10 protein-coding genes are annotated in these 16,730 nt (G+C 56.9%); 7 read left to right on the top strand and 3 right to left on the bottom strand.

Translation table 11 applies throughout. The features are described from left to right. Positions 1-1,300, bottom strand: a 1,300-nt coding sequence (locus IGS51_RS22105) for a DEAD/DEAH box helicase (RefSeq protein WP_297081053.1), incomplete at its 3' end; no start/stop codon positions are given. A 523-nt stretch (positions 1,301-1,823) separates the two neighbouring features. Between IGS51_RS22105 and IGS51_RS22100 the strand changes: the two genes are divergently transcribed. The 7 genes from IGS51_RS22100 (at position 1,824) to leuS (ending at position 10,277) form a co-directional block, all read left to right on the top strand. After that, on the top strand, positions 1,824-2,144 hold the full coding sequence (locus tag IGS51_RS22100) for a helix-turn-helix transcriptional regulator (RefSeq protein ID WP_297081052.1): 321 nt from the start codon (positions 1,824-1,826) through the stop codon (positions 2,142-2,144). Between the two features lie 528 nt (positions 2,145-2,672). Further along, complete coding sequence (locus IGS51_RS22095; protein WP_297081050.1) at positions 2,673-3,749, top strand: PstS family phosphate ABC transporter substrate-binding protein; 1,077 nt, start codon at positions 2,673-2,675, stop codon at positions 3,747-3,749. Between the two features lie 99 nt (positions 3,750-3,848). After that, a complete protein-coding gene (locus IGS51_RS22090) occupies positions 3,849-4,883 on the top strand; it encodes an ArsJ-associated glyceraldehyde-3-phosphate dehydrogenase (RefSeq protein WP_297081048.1) in 1,035 nt (344 codons plus the stop codon). 105 nt (positions 4,884-4,988) lie between these two features. Then, positions 4,989-6,245, top strand: coding sequence for an organoarsenical effux MFS transporter ArsJ (gene arsJ / locus IGS51_RS22085; RefSeq protein ID WP_297081047.1), 1,257 nt, complete (start codon positions 4,989-4,991; stop codon positions 6,243-6,245). Between the two features lie 115 nt (positions 6,246-6,360). Beyond that, on the top strand, positions 6,361-7,527 hold the full coding sequence (gene arsB / locus IGS51_RS22080; protein WP_297081045.1) for an ACR3 family arsenite efflux transporter: 1,167 nt from the start codon (positions 6,361-6,363) through the stop codon (positions 7,525-7,527). Beyond that, positions 7,524-7,646 (top strand): hypothetical protein, encoded by a 123-nt coding sequence (locus IGS51_RS22075; protein WP_297081044.1) that lies wholly within the window; start codon positions 7,524-7,526, stop codon positions 7,644-7,646. The genes arsB and IGS51_RS22075 overlap by 4 nt, the downstream gene beginning before the upstream one ends. A gap of 60 nt (positions 7,647-7,706) precedes the next feature. Beyond that, on the top strand, positions 7,707-10,277 hold the full coding sequence (leuS, locus tag IGS51_RS22070) for a leucine--tRNA ligase (protein ID WP_297081042.1): 2,571 nt from the start codon (positions 7,707-7,709) through the stop codon (positions 10,275-10,277). Between the two features lie 68 nt (positions 10,278-10,345). On the opposite strand, the gene IGS51_RS22065 is transcribed toward leuS, so the two are convergent. Together IGS51_RS22065 and IGS51_RS22060 are read right to left on the bottom strand one after the other, a co-directional pair. After that, positions 10,346-12,385 carry an elongation factor G gene (locus IGS51_RS22065; protein WP_297081040.1) on the bottom strand — a complete coding sequence of 680 codons (2,040 nt, stop codon included), beginning with the start codon at positions 12,383-12,385 and terminating at the stop codon, positions 10,346-10,348. 650 nt (positions 12,386-13,035) lie between these two features. Then, positions 13,036-15,747 (bottom strand): DEAD/DEAH box helicase, encoded by a 2,712-nt coding sequence (locus IGS51_RS22060; protein ID WP_297081038.1) that lies wholly within the window; start codon positions 15,745-15,747, stop codon positions 13,036-13,038. Between the last annotated feature and the right edge of the window lie 983 nt (positions 15,748-16,730).

The following is a 16,730-nucleotide window of genomic DNA, read 5'->3' as shown; positions in this document are numbered from 1 at the left end:
CCTTGGCAGCCGCACGACCCGGCGCTCTGTCAGAATGCGAACGAGCTTGCCCGCCGCCTGAGCTACTTCCTGACCCGCCGCCCGATCGCCCGCGCCCGCCCGCCTGACGATTGCGCCCGTTAGGGATGGGTTCTGGCTTGGCGTTCAGGTCGGGTTCAAAGCCGGGGACAATTTCCTGAGGGAGCGATCGCCGGATCAGTTTTTCGATATCCGCCAGCAGCTTTAGCTCGTCCACGCAGACCAGCGATGCTGCCTCGCCCTCGCTGCCCGCCCGCCCCGTGCGCCCAATCCGATGCACATAGTCTTCTGGCACATGCGGCAACTCGAAGTTAATCACATGGGGCAGTTCGCTAATGTCGATGCCGCGAGAGGCAATGTCCGTTGCCACCAGCACTTGCAGGCTGCCGTCTTTGAACTGAGCCAGAGCGCGAGTGCGGGCGGACTGACTTTTGTTGCCATGAATCGCCATCGCGGGAATCTGATGATTGCCCAGATGCTTTACTAGATGGTCTGCGCCGTGCTTGGTGCGAGTAAACACCAAAACTTGAAACCAGTTGTTCTGCTGAATCAGGTGGGTCAGGAGCTGGCGCTTTTTGTGGCGATCGACGGGATACACCTTTTGCGCCACCAAGTCAGCGGTGGCGTTGGGCGGTGCCACTTCAATGGTGACGGGGTTATGCAGCAAGCCGCTGGCGAGTTTCTTGATTTCGTCCGAAAATGTAGCAGAAAACAATAGGTTTTGGCGCTGTTTGGGCAATTGAGCCAGGATGCGGCGAATATCAGGCAAAAAACCCATATCCAGCATCCGGTCGGCTTCATCCAGCACCAAAATTTCCACCCGCGACAAATCCACCGTGCCCTGCTGCACATGATCCAGCAGTCGCCCCGGCGTAGCCACCAGAATATCTACCCGCCCGCGCAACCGCTGCACTTGGGGCTGCATTCCCACACCGCCATAGACGACCGTAGAGCGCAGGGGCAAAAACTGGCCATATTCGCGGATGCTTTCTTCGACCTGGGCGGCGAGTTCGCGGGTGGGCGTGAGGACGAGCGATCGCACGGGAACGCGCGGCATGGGCCTGCCAGGAGAAGCACCACGCCCCGATGCCGCCAGCAGGTGCAGAATCGGCAGCATGAATCCAGCGGTTTTCCCTGTGCCCGTTTGGGCGCTGGCTAGCAGGTCGTGCCCTGCTAATATGGCGGGAATGGCTTGTGCTTGAATCGGAGTCGGCTGAGTGTAGCCGCGTGCAGTCACCGCACGGACGATTTCATCGGTCAGACCGAGATCAGAAAAGGACATTAAAACTCCAAAATAGATTCGATCTGCGCCGTTTGAAACGCCAGCCTGCTGCAAATCGAGAAAGGGGTATTTCAGGACAGATTCTTGGCGCACTGGATTGAAACCTGTTGGATGGAAACCCGTTGGATTGAAATCCGTTGGTTAAAACCAGTTGCTCTGAAACTAAAGGATCTGAGGAATGCTCTTAGAATTGCCCAGTGCGGCCTCAGACTGGAATAGCGTGCCGCGAACCTGCATCTTAACAGATCTACGGCAGAATCTATGTTTGGGCGTTTGCTTGCAGGTTGGAGATCTATAAATTGGCTGAACAAATCGGCTGAACAAATTGGCTGAACAAATTGGCTGATAACTCCAACCCCTTGACCCAAGCAGATCCCGCGATCGCTGCAAGCCAGCGTTTTGGCATCCGGTATCTGTCTGACAACTCGCGGACACCTCATAAAATGGAAGGACTTGAGCGTAGTGCTGGTGTTGCGCTGCTGACCAAGAGCCTCAAGTTTCACAACGACTCCTAAAGTTCAGAATGGCTGAAGCGATCGCCCTCACCCCTGCCCAGACTATTGCCGGATTTCACGCCCTGTCTGAGCCGCTGCGGCTGCAAGTGATCGATGCGCTGCGGACTCAGGAAATGTGCGTGTGTGATTTGTGCGACGTGCTAGATGTGTCGCAATCCAAGCTGTCGTTTCACCTCAAGGCGCTGCGCGAAGCAGGGCTGGTCATCGCTCGTCAAGAGGGCCGCTGGATATACTACAGCCTGAATCTGCCGCAATTTGCGCTATTGGAGCAGTTTTTGGCAGATTTTCGCCGCTGCGGACAGGCTCGTCCGGGTCGTCCCTGTGCCTAGCATGGGGGTCTGCCAACGGACGGCTAGGGGCCGTTTGAAGCGGTTTTTTAGCTCAGGCGCATGATTTAACAAATCGTTGAAAGTTTCTGTGTTGCAGGCCACATTGCGGCTTGACTCATCGACTTTATTTGATGTATCAATATTTCTTAGTTTGTCTAGGTTTATTTCACAAGTTTGACTCAGGCTGCTGATTTGGCAGGTTGAGGACGATGGGCCGAACTGAGCAGAGGTTTTAGCTCCGGCGGATCTTCCAGTCAAGCTTTAGGTAGGCTGCTAACCCAGCCAATTAAGGTTTGAGACAAGTTTTTTGCAATTTTTTGCGATCGCTATAAACAAAACTTAAAGCGTCTGTGTTCCTGCCAACAAAGGTTTCCTAGCTGCACGATTGGACAATCGTGTTCACTAGCAGACCAACGTTGGTCTAGCCCTGGATGCAACTCAGGAGTAAGGCTATTCATGAAAGCAATTATCCAAGCACTCAGCAATCTTTCTAAGATGCAAAAGATGCAAACTAAGATGCAAAATTCTTTGGTTCGATATTCTCTGGTTCGATATTCAGTGATAGCGATCGCCACCAGCCTAACCATCGCAGCCTGTAGCGTACCCACACCACCCATCATCACAGAATCGCCCGGAGTGCCCGCCGCCACCGACACCACCGGAAAGCCCGTCGCCCCAGCCGAGGCAACCATCACCATCGACGGCTCCAGCACGGTCTATCCCATTACCGATGAAGTCGTCAAAGAATACGCCTTCGAGCGCAAAGATCATCCAGAAGTCAAGGTCGAGTTTTCGGGCACCTCAGCAGGCTTCCGCAAATTCTGTGCCGGCGAAACGGATATCAGCAACGCCTCCCGCCCCATCAACCGGCGCGAAATGGACGCTTGCAAATCTGCGGGCGTTCGCTACTACGAGCTACCCGTCGCCTACGATGCGCTAACGGTGGCCGTTCATCGAGACAACAACTGGGTCGATTCGCTGACCGTCGCAGAATTGAAAAAAATCTGGGAACCCAGTGCCGAAGGCCGGATTACGCGCTGGAACCAGGTGCGTTCGACCTTCCCCGATCGCCCCCTCGAACTCTACGGCCCAGGCAGCGACTCCGGCACCTTTGACTACTTCACCGAGGCGATCGTAGGGGAAACTGGAGCCAGCCGCAAGGATTACACCGCCAGTGAAGATGACTACGACCTCGTGCGCGGCGTTCGCAACAACCCCAATGCCTTGGGCTATTTCGGTCTTGCCTACTTTGAAGAAAGCCGCACACTGCTGCGGGCAGTGCCAATCGACAACGGCGCAGGCCCCGTCGAACCCTCCGCAGAGGCGGTTCGAGAAGGGACCTATCAACCCCTGGCACGACCGCTGTTCATCTATGTCAACGCGGATTCGGTTGAAAAGAACCCCAAGCTCAAAGAGTTTGTAGAGTACTACCTCAACAACGGCCGATTTTTGGCCAGGGTGGTAGGCTACGTGCCCCTGCCCGATGAGGTCTACAACATTGCGCTGACCCATTTCCAAACGGGTAAGGTGGGCACAGTATTTGCTGGAACCGCCCCCACCAACCTGAAACTGGAAGACCTGCTGCAAAAAGAAGCCGCCTTCTAGCAGCACTCGGCAAAACGCGGGCACGGTGTAGTCTCAGGGCTAGGCTGTGCCCGCTTGATGTCAAGCCTTACTCTGCAATCTCCCAGCCCCTAACCTCGCATGACCGCTACACAAGCTTCTCCCATTAAAGTTGGCATCAATGGCTTTGGCCGGATTGGACGGCTGGCGCTGCGGGCAGCCTGGGACTGGCCCGAACTGGAGTTTGTCCACATCAACGAGGTCAAAGGCGGGGCAGACTGCGCGGCACATCTGCTGAAGTTTGACTCGGTGCATGGGCGGTGGGGACATGCGGTGGCGGCGGAAGGCGATGACCGAATTCGCATCAACGACCAATCCCTCAGCTTTAGCGAATACAGCAGCCCTGGTGATGTGCCCTGGGAAGAATATGGCGTGGATCTGGTGCTGGAAGCATCGGGCAAGTTTCGCACGGTAGAGACGCTGGAGCCGTATTTCAAGCGCAGCGTGCAAACGGTGATCGTGGCGGCTCCGGTGAAAACGGGGGCGCTGAATGTGGTGATGGGTGTGAATGACCACCTTTACAACCCCGCCGAGCATCACCTGCTGACGGCCGCCTCTTGCACGACGAACTGCCTCGCACCCGTGGTCAAGGTGATCCACGAAGGCATCGGCATTAAGCACGGCGTGATCACCACCGTCCACGACCATACCAACACGCAGACCATCGTAGACGCGCCCCATAAGGACTTGCGCCGCGCCCGCGCTACGGGGATGTCGCTGATTCCGACGACGACGGGTTCTGCAACGGCGATCGCCCTCATCTATCCCGAACTCAAGGGCAAACTCAACGGTCTTGCCGTCCGCGTCCCTCTGCTCAATGCCTCCCTCACCGACTGTGTGTTTGAAGTCGCCCGCCCCACCACGGTCGAAGAGGTGAACCAGCTTCTCAAAACCGCCTCCGAAACCGCCCCGCTGAACGGCATCCTCGGCTACGAAGAGCGCCCCCTCGTCTCCATTGACTACAAAGACGATCCCCGCTCCAGCATCATCGACGCGCTCTCCACAATGGTCATCGACGACACGCAGGTAAAAATTCTGGCGTGGTATGACAACGAGTGGGGCTACGCGAACCGGATGGCGGAACTGGCGAAGAAGGTGGCCGTCCTGCGGGCATGAGGAAGCGTCCTAAACCCATCGTCAGTGACATATAGCCGTGAAATACAGCAGCGAAATACAGCAGCCTCACGTCCCATCCCCAAACCCCACTACCTCAAACGCTTTATGACTGCTACCCAAGCTGCCAACGTCAAAAACTACGCTCTTGTCACCTTGGCCTATTGGGGCTTTACGCTGACAGACGGGGCGCTGCGGATGCTGGTGCTGCTGTATTTCAACGAAATTGGCTATACGCCGCTGGAAATTGCGTTTCTGTTCCTATTTTACGAAATCTTTGGCATCGTCACCAATTTTTTGGGTGGCTGGATTGGGTCGCAACTGGGGCTAAAGGTGACGCTGTATGCAGGCATTGCGTTGCAGGTTGTGGCGCTGCTGATGCTGTCGTTTTTGAACCGCGACTGGGCGCAGTGGTTTGCAGTGCTGTATGTGATGGTGTCGCAGGCGTTTTCGGGAATTGCCAAAGACCTGACCAAGATGAGTTCCAAAAGCGCGATTCGGCTAGTCGTCCCGCAGGAGGCGCAGTCGTCGCTGTTTAAGTGGGTGGCAGTGCTGACGGGTTCCAAAAATGCGCTGAAGGGCGTGGGCTTTTTCTTGGGGGCGGCGCTGCTGTCGCTGTTTGGGTTTGAGCGATCGCTCTGGATCATGGCGGCGGGTCTGGCGCTGATCCTGCTGACGGGCTTTTTCTTGCCCAGCGGCATGGGCAAGATCAAGTCCAAGGTCAAATTTACACAGCTTTTTTCCAAGAGTCGGGAAATTAATATCCTGTCGCTGGCGCGGTTTTTCCTGTTCGGTTCGCGTGACGTGTGGTTTGTCGTGGGGCTGCCCGTGTTCCTGCGGAGCGTGTTGGGCTGGTCGTTCTTTCAGGCGGGCGGTTTCCTGGCCTGCTGGGTGATCGGCTATGGGATGATTCAATTCCTCGCGCCATCTTTGCTGCGTCGCTTTAATGGGAATCAGCCGCCCCGCGCTGCGACGATTCAGTTTTGGACACTGGTTCTGACGGTCGTTCCAGCGGCGATCGCCCTCGGTCTGACCACTAATCTTCCCCCTGATGCGGTGATCGTGGTGGGACTGATGCTCTTTGGCATCATCTTTGCGTTCAATTCAGCCGTTCATTCCTATCTCGTGCTGGCGTTCACCGATGATGACAAAGTAGCGCTCAATGTTGGATTTTACTATATGGCAAACTCGGCTGGGCGGCTGGCGGGAACGGTGCTGTCGGGTCTGATCTACCAGCTTTTTGGGCTGGTGGGCTGTCTCTGGGTGTCGAGCCTGTTTGTGCTGGCGGCCTGGCTGATCGAGTTGCGGCTGCCCGACCCCAAGCCGATGCCTGCTGTCGCCTGGAAAGGGGGCGATGGAGACTAGGGAGGGCGATCGCTAGAATATAGGCTGCGTGAGATGCTGGACGACTGCCGCCACCCGTTTCACGATCTCCCGTTTCACGATCTGTTGATCGGCCTTCCGCTTACCGTGATTGTTTATGTCATTTGATAAATCTCCATCCCCTCTTCAGCGCGTGCAGGCAGGCGGACACCTCAGCTTCTTTGAGCGATACCTGACGCTGTGGGTGTTTCTGTGCATTCTGGCGGGCATTGCGCTGGGCCGCCTGTTTCCCAATGTGGCGATCGCCCTCGACCGCATGAGTGTTTATCAGGTGTCCGTTCCAATTGCCATTTGCCTGTTCTTCATGATGTATCCCATCATGGTAAAAATTGATTTTTCGCAGGCAAAGCGGGTCGCTCGAACGCCGCGCCCGGTGCTGCTGACGCTGGTGGTGGACTGGTTCATCAAGCCGTTCACAATGGTCGCCTTTGCCCAATTCTTTTTGGGATACCTGTTCCGTCCGCTGATTACTGGAACAGAAGTGATCCGGGGCGGTGAAATCTCGCTGGCAAACTCCTACATTGCGGGAACAATTTTGCTGGGCATTGCGCCCTGCACGGCGATGGTGCTGATGTGGGGCTACCTGTCCTTTGGCAATCAGGGCCTGACGCTGGTGATGGTAGCGATCAATTCCCTCGCTATGCTGTTTTTGTACGCGCCATTGGGGCGCTGGCTATTGGCAGCAAATAACCTCTCAGTGCCCTGGGAAACGATTGTGCTGTCGGTACTGATTTATGTGGGGCTACCGCTGCTGGCGGGGGCGGTGTCGCGCTCCTGGATTTTGCGGCACAAGGGGAAAGCCTGGTTTGAGCAGGTGTTTTTGCGCTATCTCAGCCCGGTGGCGGTGGTGGCGCTGCTGACGACGCTGGTGCTGTTGTTTGCGTTCAAGGGCGACCTGATCGTGCAAAATCCGCTGCATATTTTGCTGATTTCGGTGCCGCTGTTTTTGCAGACGAACTTTATTTTTCTAATTTCCTATGTGGCGGCGCAAAAGCTGGGGCTGGCTTACGAAGACGCGGCTCCGGCAGCGCTGATCGGTGCAAGTAATCATTTTGAAGTGGCGATCGCCACGGCCGTCACGCTCTTCGGACTCAACTCTGGCGCGGCGCTGGCGACCGTGGTGGGCGTGCTGATCGAAGTGCCCGTCATGCTAATGCTGGTGGAAGTTTGCAAGCGCACGGCGTTCTGGTTTCCCCGCGAACCAGAAAAAGCGACGCTACCCGACCCTCGATGTATTCGGAATTTGCCGCAGAACCCGCTATGAAACCAACCCAGAAACCAACACAATGTCTGGTGAAGCTAGATCATGGCCCAGAAGCGGCGATCGCCTCCTGGATCGCTGCCCCACAATTCTGCCCGTCCCAGGCTGCGTTTAAGGCTTAAAATGGAGGGTACTTTCCGTTCCCCATCCCTGCAAACCAAGACATACAAGGAGTTGCGTTCGTGGAGTCCCGATACAACCCCGCCGAGATTGAGGAAAAGTGGCAAACTGCGTGGGACGCGCAAGGGCTAGACCAAACGCTGGAAGACTCCAGCAAGCCCAAGTTTTACGCGCTGTCCATGTTTCCCTATCCGTCGGGCAACCTGCACATGGGCCACGTCCGCAACTACACGATTACCGACGTGATTGCCCGCGTGCAGCGGATGCGGGGCTATCGCGTGCTGCACCCGATGGGCTGGGATGCGTTTGGACTGCCTGCGGAAAATGCGGCCATCGATCGCGGCGTTGCCCCTGCCAAGTGGACGTACCAAAACGTCGCCCAGATGCGGGCGCAGTTGAAACGACTGGGCCTGTCCTACGACTGGAGCCGCGAAGTCACCACCTGCTCGCCCGATTATTACAAATGGACGCAGTGGATTTTTCTGCAATTTTTCCAGGCGGGGCTGGCCTACCAGAAAGAAGCAGCGGTGAACTGGGATCCTATCGACCAGACTGTGCTAGCGAACGAGCAGGTCGATAGCGAGGGCAAATCCTGGCGATCGGGCGCAAAGGTCGAGCGGCGTTTGCTAAAGCAGTGGTTTTTGAAAATTACTGACTACGCCGAGCAGTTATTGCAAGACCTGAACCAGCTCGACGGCTGGCCCGAGCGCGTGCGCCTGATGCAGGAAAACTGGATCGGCAAATCCACAGGCGCAGAGGTTGTGTTCAAAACGGAAGCGGGTGACGACCTGACGGTTTACACGACGCGCCCCGACACGCTCTGGGGCGCGACCTTCATGGTGCTGTCGCCGGAGCATCCGCTGGTGGACAAGCTGACGACTGAGGCCCAGGCTGCCGAAGTTGCAGCGTACAAAATCGCTGCTGCTGGCAAAAGCGAAATCGATCGCACGGCCGAAGACCGCGAGAAAACGGGCGTCTGGACGGGCAGCTACGCCATCAACCCGGTGAATGATGAGAAAATCCCGGTCTGGATTGCCGACTATGTGCTGATGGGCTACGGCACAGGCGCGATTATGGCCGTTCCGGCCCACGACCAGCGCGACTTTGAGTTTGCCCGCAAGTTTAGGCTAAAGGTGAAGGTCGTGGTGCAGCCGGAGGGCGAGACGCTGGATGGCGACACGATGACGGTGCCCCATGCGGGCGAGGGCGTGATGGTTCATTCCGGGCCGTTGGACGGCATCCCCGCGGGCAAGGGCGCGGGGCAGAGCGTGGAAGCCGCAGTGAAGTGGCTGGAAGCCAACGGCAAAGGCAAGGGCACGGCCAACTATCGCCTGCGGGACTGGCTGATTTCTCGTCAGCGATACTGGGGCTGCCCGATTCCGGTGGTGCATTGCCCCAGTTGCGGCACAGTGCCCGTTCCCGATGACCAGCTTCCTGTGACGCTGCCAGAACAGGTGGAGTTTTCGGGGCGGGGGCCGTCGCCCCTGGCGAAGTTGGAGGACTGGGTGAATGTGCCCTGCCCAACTTGCGGCACGCCTGCCAAGCGCGAAACCGACACGATGGACACGTTTATCTGTTCGTCGTGGTATTTCCTGCGCTATCCCGATGCGCGAAATGAAAACGCCGCTTTTGACCCGGCCAAGACGAACGACTGGATGCCGGTGGATCAATACGTCGGCGGCATTGAACACGCGATTTTGCACCTGCTGTATTCGCGGTTCTTTACCAAAGTGCTGCGCGATCGCCACTTGCTCAACTTCGACGAACCCTTCAAGCGTCTGCTGACGCAGGGCATGGTGCAGGCGGCCGCCTACAAGAACCCGTTGACGGGCAAATACATCGCTCCGGCGGATATTGCCGACCTGTCTGATCCCCGCGATCCTGCCACGGGCGACAAGCTGGAGGTCGTCTTCGAGAAAATGTCGAAGTCGAAATATAACGGCATCGACCCGAAGGACGTGCTGGAAAAATACGGCGCAGACACCGCCCGCATGTTCATTTTGTTCAAAGCGCCGCCAGAGAAGGATCTGGAATGGGACGATGCCGATGTGGAGGGACAGTTCCGCTTCTTGAACCGCGTCTGGCGCTTGGTTACGGAATTCCAGGCATCGGGGGCGAAGCCGCGAGGTTCTGGGAACCTGACCAAGCCCGAAAAAGACCTGCGGCGGGCGATTCATACAGCAATTAAGGAAATCACCGAAGACCTGGAGGGCGACTATCAGTTTAATACGGCAGTGTCGGAGCTGATGAAGCTGAGCAATGCGCTGAATGATGCTCCCTGCAAGGAGTCTCCGGTTTATGCCGAGGGCATCGAAACGCTGCTGGCGCTGCTGGCTCCCTTCGCGCCACACATTGCTGAGGAACTGTGGCACCTGCTGGGACATGCCGACTCGGTGCATCATCACGCCTGGCCCGTAGCCGATCCAGAGGCGTTGGTGGTGGACGAAATTCCGCTGGTGATTCAGATTATGGGCAAGACGCGGGGCACAATTCAGGTGCCTGCGGGAGCCGATGCCCAAACGCTAGAACAACTGGCCACAGAGTCCGAACTGGCCCAGCGCTATATCGAGGGCAAGACCATCAAAAAAGTGATTGTCGTACCGGGTAAGCTGGTAAATTTCGTGGTGCAGTAAGCCACAAAAAAGTCCCCCTTGCCAAGGGGGATTTAGGGGGGATCTAAAGCGATGGCTTGACCGAAACCTTAGCCGCCGTTGGCTTTGGAGAGGACTCGCTCAGCAACTTTATCGGGCACTTCTTGCAGGTGGTCGAACTGCCAGCGGAAGAAGCCCACGCCCATGGTGAGCGATCGCAATTCGACAATTAGATCATGCATTTCCGCCTGGGGCAGGTAAGCCGACACCTCATCCCAGCCGCGCCAGTTGCTCTTGGCATCGTAGCCCAGTACTTGACCGCGCCGCCCGCTCACCAGCCGCAGCACCTTGGAGGTGAACTCGCTGGGAATGGAAATGGCGATCGCCAAAATCGGCTCTAGCAACTGCGGTTCGCACTTGGGCAGTCCCTCCTGCATGGCCAGCCGCGCCGCCTGCTTAAATGCCTGTTCTGAACTATCGACGCTGTGGTAGGAGCCGTTCGTCAGCGTCACCGCTACATCCACCACCGGGAAGCCCAGCGGCCCGTGGGCCAGATATTCCCGCACGCCAATTTCCACGCCGGGGATGTACTGCCGGGGCACTACGCCGCCCACAATTGTTTCGCTAAACTGGAAGCCCTCACCCCGCGCCAGCGGCTGGATGTCGATATACACATCGCCAAACTGACCGTGGCCACCGGTCTGGTGTTTGTAGCGGCCGTGGACATTCTTGCCAGGGCGGCGGATCGTTTCCTTGTAGGGAATTTGCGGCAGGTGCGTACTCATGGGCAGGCTGTATTTGCGGCGCAGGCGATCAAGCGCCACCTTCAGGTGAATGTCGCCCTGGCCCCAGAGGATCACTTCCCGTGTGTCGCCGTGCTGCTCCCAATAGAGCGATGGGTCTTCTTCCAGTAGTTTCGTCAGGGCGCTGCTCAGCTTCACTTCGTCGTTGCGGTTTTCGGCGGTGAGGGCGAGGGCATACACCGGGGCGATCGCCCCCGCCTTGGGCAATGCATCGACCGCGACCCCATTGGCGCTCAGCGTATCACCCGTTTTCACCCCTTCCATCCGCGCCAACGCTACTACGCAGCCCGCATAGGCCCGCTGCACGCTCTGCTGCTGTTGCCCCATCAGGCGATACATGCCGCCCATCCGCACACCGTTTAGCGTCATGCCGTCCGTCAGCATTCCGCGCCAGACGCGCACCAGCGACAGCTTGCCGCCCTGGGGCGTGTAGTAGGTCTTTAGCACCTGGGCCAGCGGCTCGTCGCCCGCAGGAATGCCGCGATGTTCTGCCATGACGCTGGGTTCGGGACACTCGCGCAGCAGCGCCGCCAGCAGCGGCCGCACGCCAAAATCTTTCTCGGCCACGCCGATGAACACGGGCACGATCAGGTCTGCGCCCAGTTCCATTTTCAAATCGGTGATAATTTCCTCTTCTGGCGGCTCAATTTCTTCCAGCAGTTCCTCCAGCAGGTGATCGTCAAAATCCGCCAGCGTTTCCAGCATTTCGACGCGGGCGGCGTGTTCAGCCTCGCGCAGTTCCTCCGGCAGCGGCACCGGATCGGCAGGCGCACCCGGATGATAGTGATACGCTTGCTCCGTCACCAGGTCGATAAAACCCTGCAAGGTTTCGCCCTGGCCGATGGGATATTGATGCAGCACCAGCGGACGGCTCGACACCTGCTTCAGCGCGTTCAGGATGTCGGCAAAGCTGTCGTTGGCTCGATCCATCTTGTTGATAAAGACCAGGTGAGGGATTTCCCAGTCGTCGAGGAATTGGAACAGCGGAGCCAGCGTCAGCACTCGCGCCTGATCTGGCTCGCAAACCACCACGGCGGCATCTACGCCCATCAGCGCATTGCAGGTTTCTTGAGCAAATTCCACCGAGCCAGGGCTATCGAGAAAGGTAAACAAAATGCCGCCCTGCTGAGTGCTGGCGGCATTAATTTCAACGGTCATCTGGCGATCGCGGGCTTCGGGTGATGCATCCCCGACCGTGTTTTTATCATTCACGCTGCCCTTGCGGGAAATGGCTCCAGTGACAAACAGCAAGCTTTCCAGAAGCGTCGTTTTGCCGCTGAGATAGGGCCCCACGATCGCCACGGTTCTAGTACGGCTTTCTGCATTTGTGCTAACAGTTTCAGACATGGAAAATTCCTCCTGATATTTCAGCTTGATGGCTCACCCTGATAGGGTTCAAGCAGTTGAAACCAGAGGATTTCTGCCGATGCGGTTAAGAAGGTTTGAAACGACGGGCCAGGCGTTTTACTCGGTCATCTGAAGCGCTCTATTCTCGATCAATCTCTCGATGATTTGAATCTCGATGATTTGAATCTCGATAATTTGAATCAGAGATGATCCAGAATCAACCGTTCCCACAGGTTTTTCAAACGGCACTTCATGTATTAAGAAGCGGCATAAAACGACTCATGCTTGTGTAGAGAAGCATGAGGGCGATCGCCCCATGTCAACTGAACCGACTCCAAAGACTTTGCTGGTATTTCGCAGGTGGATTAAGGCAGGAATCCTTAGATATGACCAGAGATATGACCAGATATGACCTGATCTGATTTGAGCTTAATTTGAGCTTAAATGAGTAGAGAATGACTGATCCCAACTGCATTAGCTTCAGATTAACCTGACCATAATCTACGGAGGATCTCCAGTTAAAAAAATTCACCGATGGTAACAGTTTGCATTAGTGTACGTCATCGGTTCAGACTAGAAATCTCAAGAGATAGGCAATATCGCGCCCGACTCAACAAGCCGCGCTAGGGGCCGCTCAGAAGCTAGCGCCCCTACTCAATGCCCTCATTCACAGGGAAGCGATCAATCAGGGCGATCGCCCGTCGAGCATTATCCCGCAAGCTAGATGGCAGGTAAGGCACATGGGGAAGTTGCGACATAAAATCTAGCGTCCGCCGCAGCACGCGGACGATATCGCCCTCATCCAGGCTGGTATTGGCGCACAGTTCCGGCCATTCCACCCCCAGCGCCCACTGCTCCACCAGCGGAATAAAGTCATATTCCATCCACACAGGCAGCGCCACCTGATACTGGTGCTGGAGCTTGAACAACTGGCGGCGCGTGCTGCGGAGTCCTTCCAGCGCCGACTCTACCCTGGCGGACACCTGATAGCTCGTCCACACATCAGGGCGAGACACCTCCGTCGTCAGCGCCGCGCAGACGGTCACCAGTTCATGGGGATCGAGGTCGTCTAGTTCACCCGATGCCATCGCCAGCCCCAGCCACAGTTCATTATCGCCCCGGATGGCGGCGGCAATCTGTCCCAATTCCGTTGGCACCACGCCATCCAGACAGCCAAACCGCCGCAAGATTTCCATCAGGTTGACAAATTCCTGCCAGTAGCGATGGGTGTGGCGCTCTAGCTTGGCGCGGCGATCGCCCAGTTCCTCCAGCAGCCGCTCGACCTGCTTGCGCCGCTTCAAAATTTGTCCTGGATTGCCAAACTGACGCGCCGGGTGTCGCTGTAGCTCTAGGTCTAGCTCCCGCACCTTTGCCTGCTGCTCGACCACTTCGGGAGCCTGCTCGGTTGGGGCGGGGATGGGGGGAATCTGCTGGGCGATCGCCGCCGATTCTTCTGAGCCAGAGCGAACCTGACCAGGCTTTGGCGGCAATTCTGGCGGCACGGTTAAATGATCCACCTGCGCTATGCGGGGCAGCTCGGCATGAAGGCCCACCACGTCGTTTGCTGTCACCACGCGCCAGCGGTTGTCTTGCCCCAGGCAAACAAAATAGGGCAGTTGCCCACCCCCCTGTGCCTTGGCCACCAGCACCGCAGGCAAGGGCTTGGCAACGGGTACGTATTTCCCTTTGAGTGAGAGAATACTTCCGGCGATCGCAAACGGCAGCGCCGCGTGCATGTCCTTCACTTGCAACTCTTGCGCCTGCTGCTGGAGATATTTCAAAATGCGGCGCTCTTCTTTGATCCGGTCGTGCAGCTTTTCGTAGCTGTTGAGAATTTCGGCATCGACATGGGCGATCTGGGCCTGCTGCTGCTCGACTTCGGCCTCCAGATCGGCGATCGCCAATTGCTGCGGCCGCAGATACAGCGTAGACAGATATTGCCCAAAGCTGCGCTCGATCAGATCCCGCGCCTCCTCCTCCGAGTGCGTTTGCAGCAGATTCAGCACCATGCCGTAGCTGGGGGTAAACTGGCTCACCAGTGGATCTGCGCCTTGCGTCGCCAGATACGCCGCCTCCATAGCTCCTTCAAACGGCGTTTGCACCGTCACTACATAGCCCCGATCGTCCATGCCGCGCCGCCCGGCCCGCCCCGCCATCTGCAAAAATTCTGAGGCCGTTAGCAGGCGATGCCCCCGATCCGTCCGCTTTGACAGGCTGGAAATGACCGTGGTGCGGGCGGGCATGTTGATTCCAGCAGCCAGCGTTTCGGTCGCAAACACAACCTTAATCAGCCCTCGCTGAAACAGTTCCTCCACCAGCACCTTCCAAGCCGGGAGAATGCCTGCGTGGTGCGCCGCGATGCCTCGATACAGCGGCTCGATCTGGCTGGCGCGGACGGCCTCTGGGTTGCGCTCCAGAAACAGGTCGATGAAGGTTTTTAGCTGAGCTTGTTCAGCCTCATTCACCAGCGACAGGGTTTCGATTTCCTGCACGGCCTGGTCGCAGCCCCGGCGGCTAAAGATGAAGTAAATCGCAGGCAGCATATCGCGCTGCTGAAGCTGGCTAACCAAAAAAGAAATTTTGGTTGGCTCTTGCCGTCCCCTGGGCTGTTTGCCGCGTTTTTTCTTGAAGCGGGAGTTGACGGCGGTTTTTTCGTCATTGAGCAGGGGAAACAGACCCTTGGGCGACCCAAAGTAAAACTCCAGGGGCACGGGGCGAAAGTCAGAATAGATCAGCGCGGTGGGGCCGTGAACCCGGTCGATCCAGTCGGTGAGTTGGTCGCTGTTGGCGACGGTGGCAGATAGCGCCACCAACTGCACCTCTTTGGGGCAATAGATGATGGATTCTTCCCAGACCGTGCCCCGCTGGCGATCGTTCATGTAGTGGCACTCGTCCAGCACGACCGCATCTACACCCTCAAGCGACGTGCCCACTTCGCCGATGGGCGTGCCGTAGAGCATGTTGCGAAAGATTTCGGTCGTCATCACCAGAATTGGCGCGTCGCGATTGATCGACACATCGCCTGTGAGCAAGCCAATATTTTGCTCCCCAAAGCGATCGCGAAAATCGCGCAATTTCTGGTTTGACAATGCCTTTAGCGGCGTGGTGTAAAACACGCGACGGGGGCGGTGCTGATTCGCAAAGTTGGCGCTGCTGCCCTGAGCCGCCAGGATCTCATTCTGCTTTAGCGCTCGAATGATGGCATATTCGCCAATCAGCGTTTTGCCCGAACCCGTAGGCGCACAGACCACCACCGATTTTCCGGCATCTAGGGCGGCGATCGCCTCTAGCTGAAAGGCATCCAGATTAAATGGGAATACTTCTTTTAAATCAAGCTGAAATGGGGCAGAAGAAACATCCACGGGTTTTGCCTGGGAACTTAGGGTGGGTCTAGGATGGGAAACAATTGTATCGGCTATTTCATCGAACGGTTCCAGTGTTTTGGAGAAATTGTGGATTTGCCCAATTTCAACCAGATTTGGATCGACTTTCAGAGCAATTCAGGAAACCAGGCTCGTTGCAGCAGGAGGCGCATCGGTTGGGGCGAGGTGATCGGACTGTTAGGGGTGTGCCTACCCAAAGACCAGACGAGCAACCAGACGGGCAACTGTCTGACATTGCTCCCTGAGGGATGTCCGCCACAGAGTTTGCCGGCCAAGGGCTGCTTCTACCATCAGCGCGATCGCCCCTGGCAAGATCCTTTGAACATCCTGATTAACATGGCTCAAATTGTTGCTTAAATTGTTTGGCTGAATTGTGTTTGGCTGAATTGTATTTGGCTGAATTGTATTTGGCTGAATTGCTTAATTGACCGTCCCGCTCAAGCATCTCACTGAACCCATCTCCCAATTCTGCCATTCCCAACAACATACCGTGCTGGATGTAGGCTTTAGAACACGGCCGGTCATGTCAGAAGGGCAAGCACAGGGTGAAAGCCTCCAGGTCAAGTCCCTAGCCATGCAGTATCATGACCCACTTAGGTAAAAGCCCAGGGATCGCTGGCGCGTGGCAGAGTGAAGCCTGCTGGATAGACGAGTCCTGCCCTTGTAGAGACCAGTCTTAACCTAGCAGACGACTGGAGCCAGCAAAGGATGGGCTAGGGGTGCAACCGGGGGCGATCGCCCAAAGTGTCACTGCCGGAGAGATAATTCCCCCTTTTGCAGTTGATGCTATGGTTATCACGGGGATTGCCCTGTAATTCTGACGACATCTTCAGTCCAGCGCGATCTGCCAGATCGCTGAAGCTGGGGTCTGTTTGAGAAACAGTGAAACAATGTCTCAAAGAAACGATGCCTCAAGGTCTTTGCAGCGCCCCACCCTGCCACCCCACGAGGGCATCTCGCCA

The sequence above is a fragment of the Thermoleptolyngbya sp. M55_K2018_002 genome (assembly GCF_015295965.1).
Taxonomy (GTDB): Bacteria; Cyanobacteriota; Cyanobacteriia; order Elainellales; family Elainellaceae; genus Thermoleptolyngbya; species Thermoleptolyngbya sichuanensis.
Note: the sequence above shows the minus strand (reverse complement) of the source record. Positions and strands in the feature narration are given on the sequence as shown.

What these genes read in the sequence shown, in the direction of transcription:
- IGS51_RS22075 (WP_297081044.1), top strand. Translation starts at nt 7,524, where the DNA reads ATGAAACCAACCCAGAAACCAACACAATGTCTGGTGAAGCTAGATCAT.
- IGS51_RS22065 (WP_297081040.1), bottom strand. Translation starts at nt 12,385, where the DNA reads ATGTCTGAAACTGTTAGCACAAATGCAGAAAGCCGTACTAGAACCGTG.
- arsJ (WP_297081047.1), top strand. Translation starts at nt 4,989, where the DNA reads ATGACTGCTACCCAAGCTGCCAACGTCAAAAACTACGCTCTTGTCACC.
- IGS51_RS22090 (WP_297081048.1), top strand. Translation starts at nt 3,849, where the DNA reads ATGACCGCTACACAAGCTTCTCCCATTAAAGTTGGCATCAATGGCTTT.
- IGS51_RS22100 (WP_297081052.1), top strand. Translation starts at nt 1,824, where the DNA reads ATGGCTGAAGCGATCGCCCTCACCCCTGCCCAGACTATTGCCGGATTT.
- arsB (WP_297081045.1), top strand. Translation starts at nt 6,361, where the DNA reads ATGTCATTTGATAAATCTCCATCCCCTCTTCAGCGCGTGCAGGCAGGC.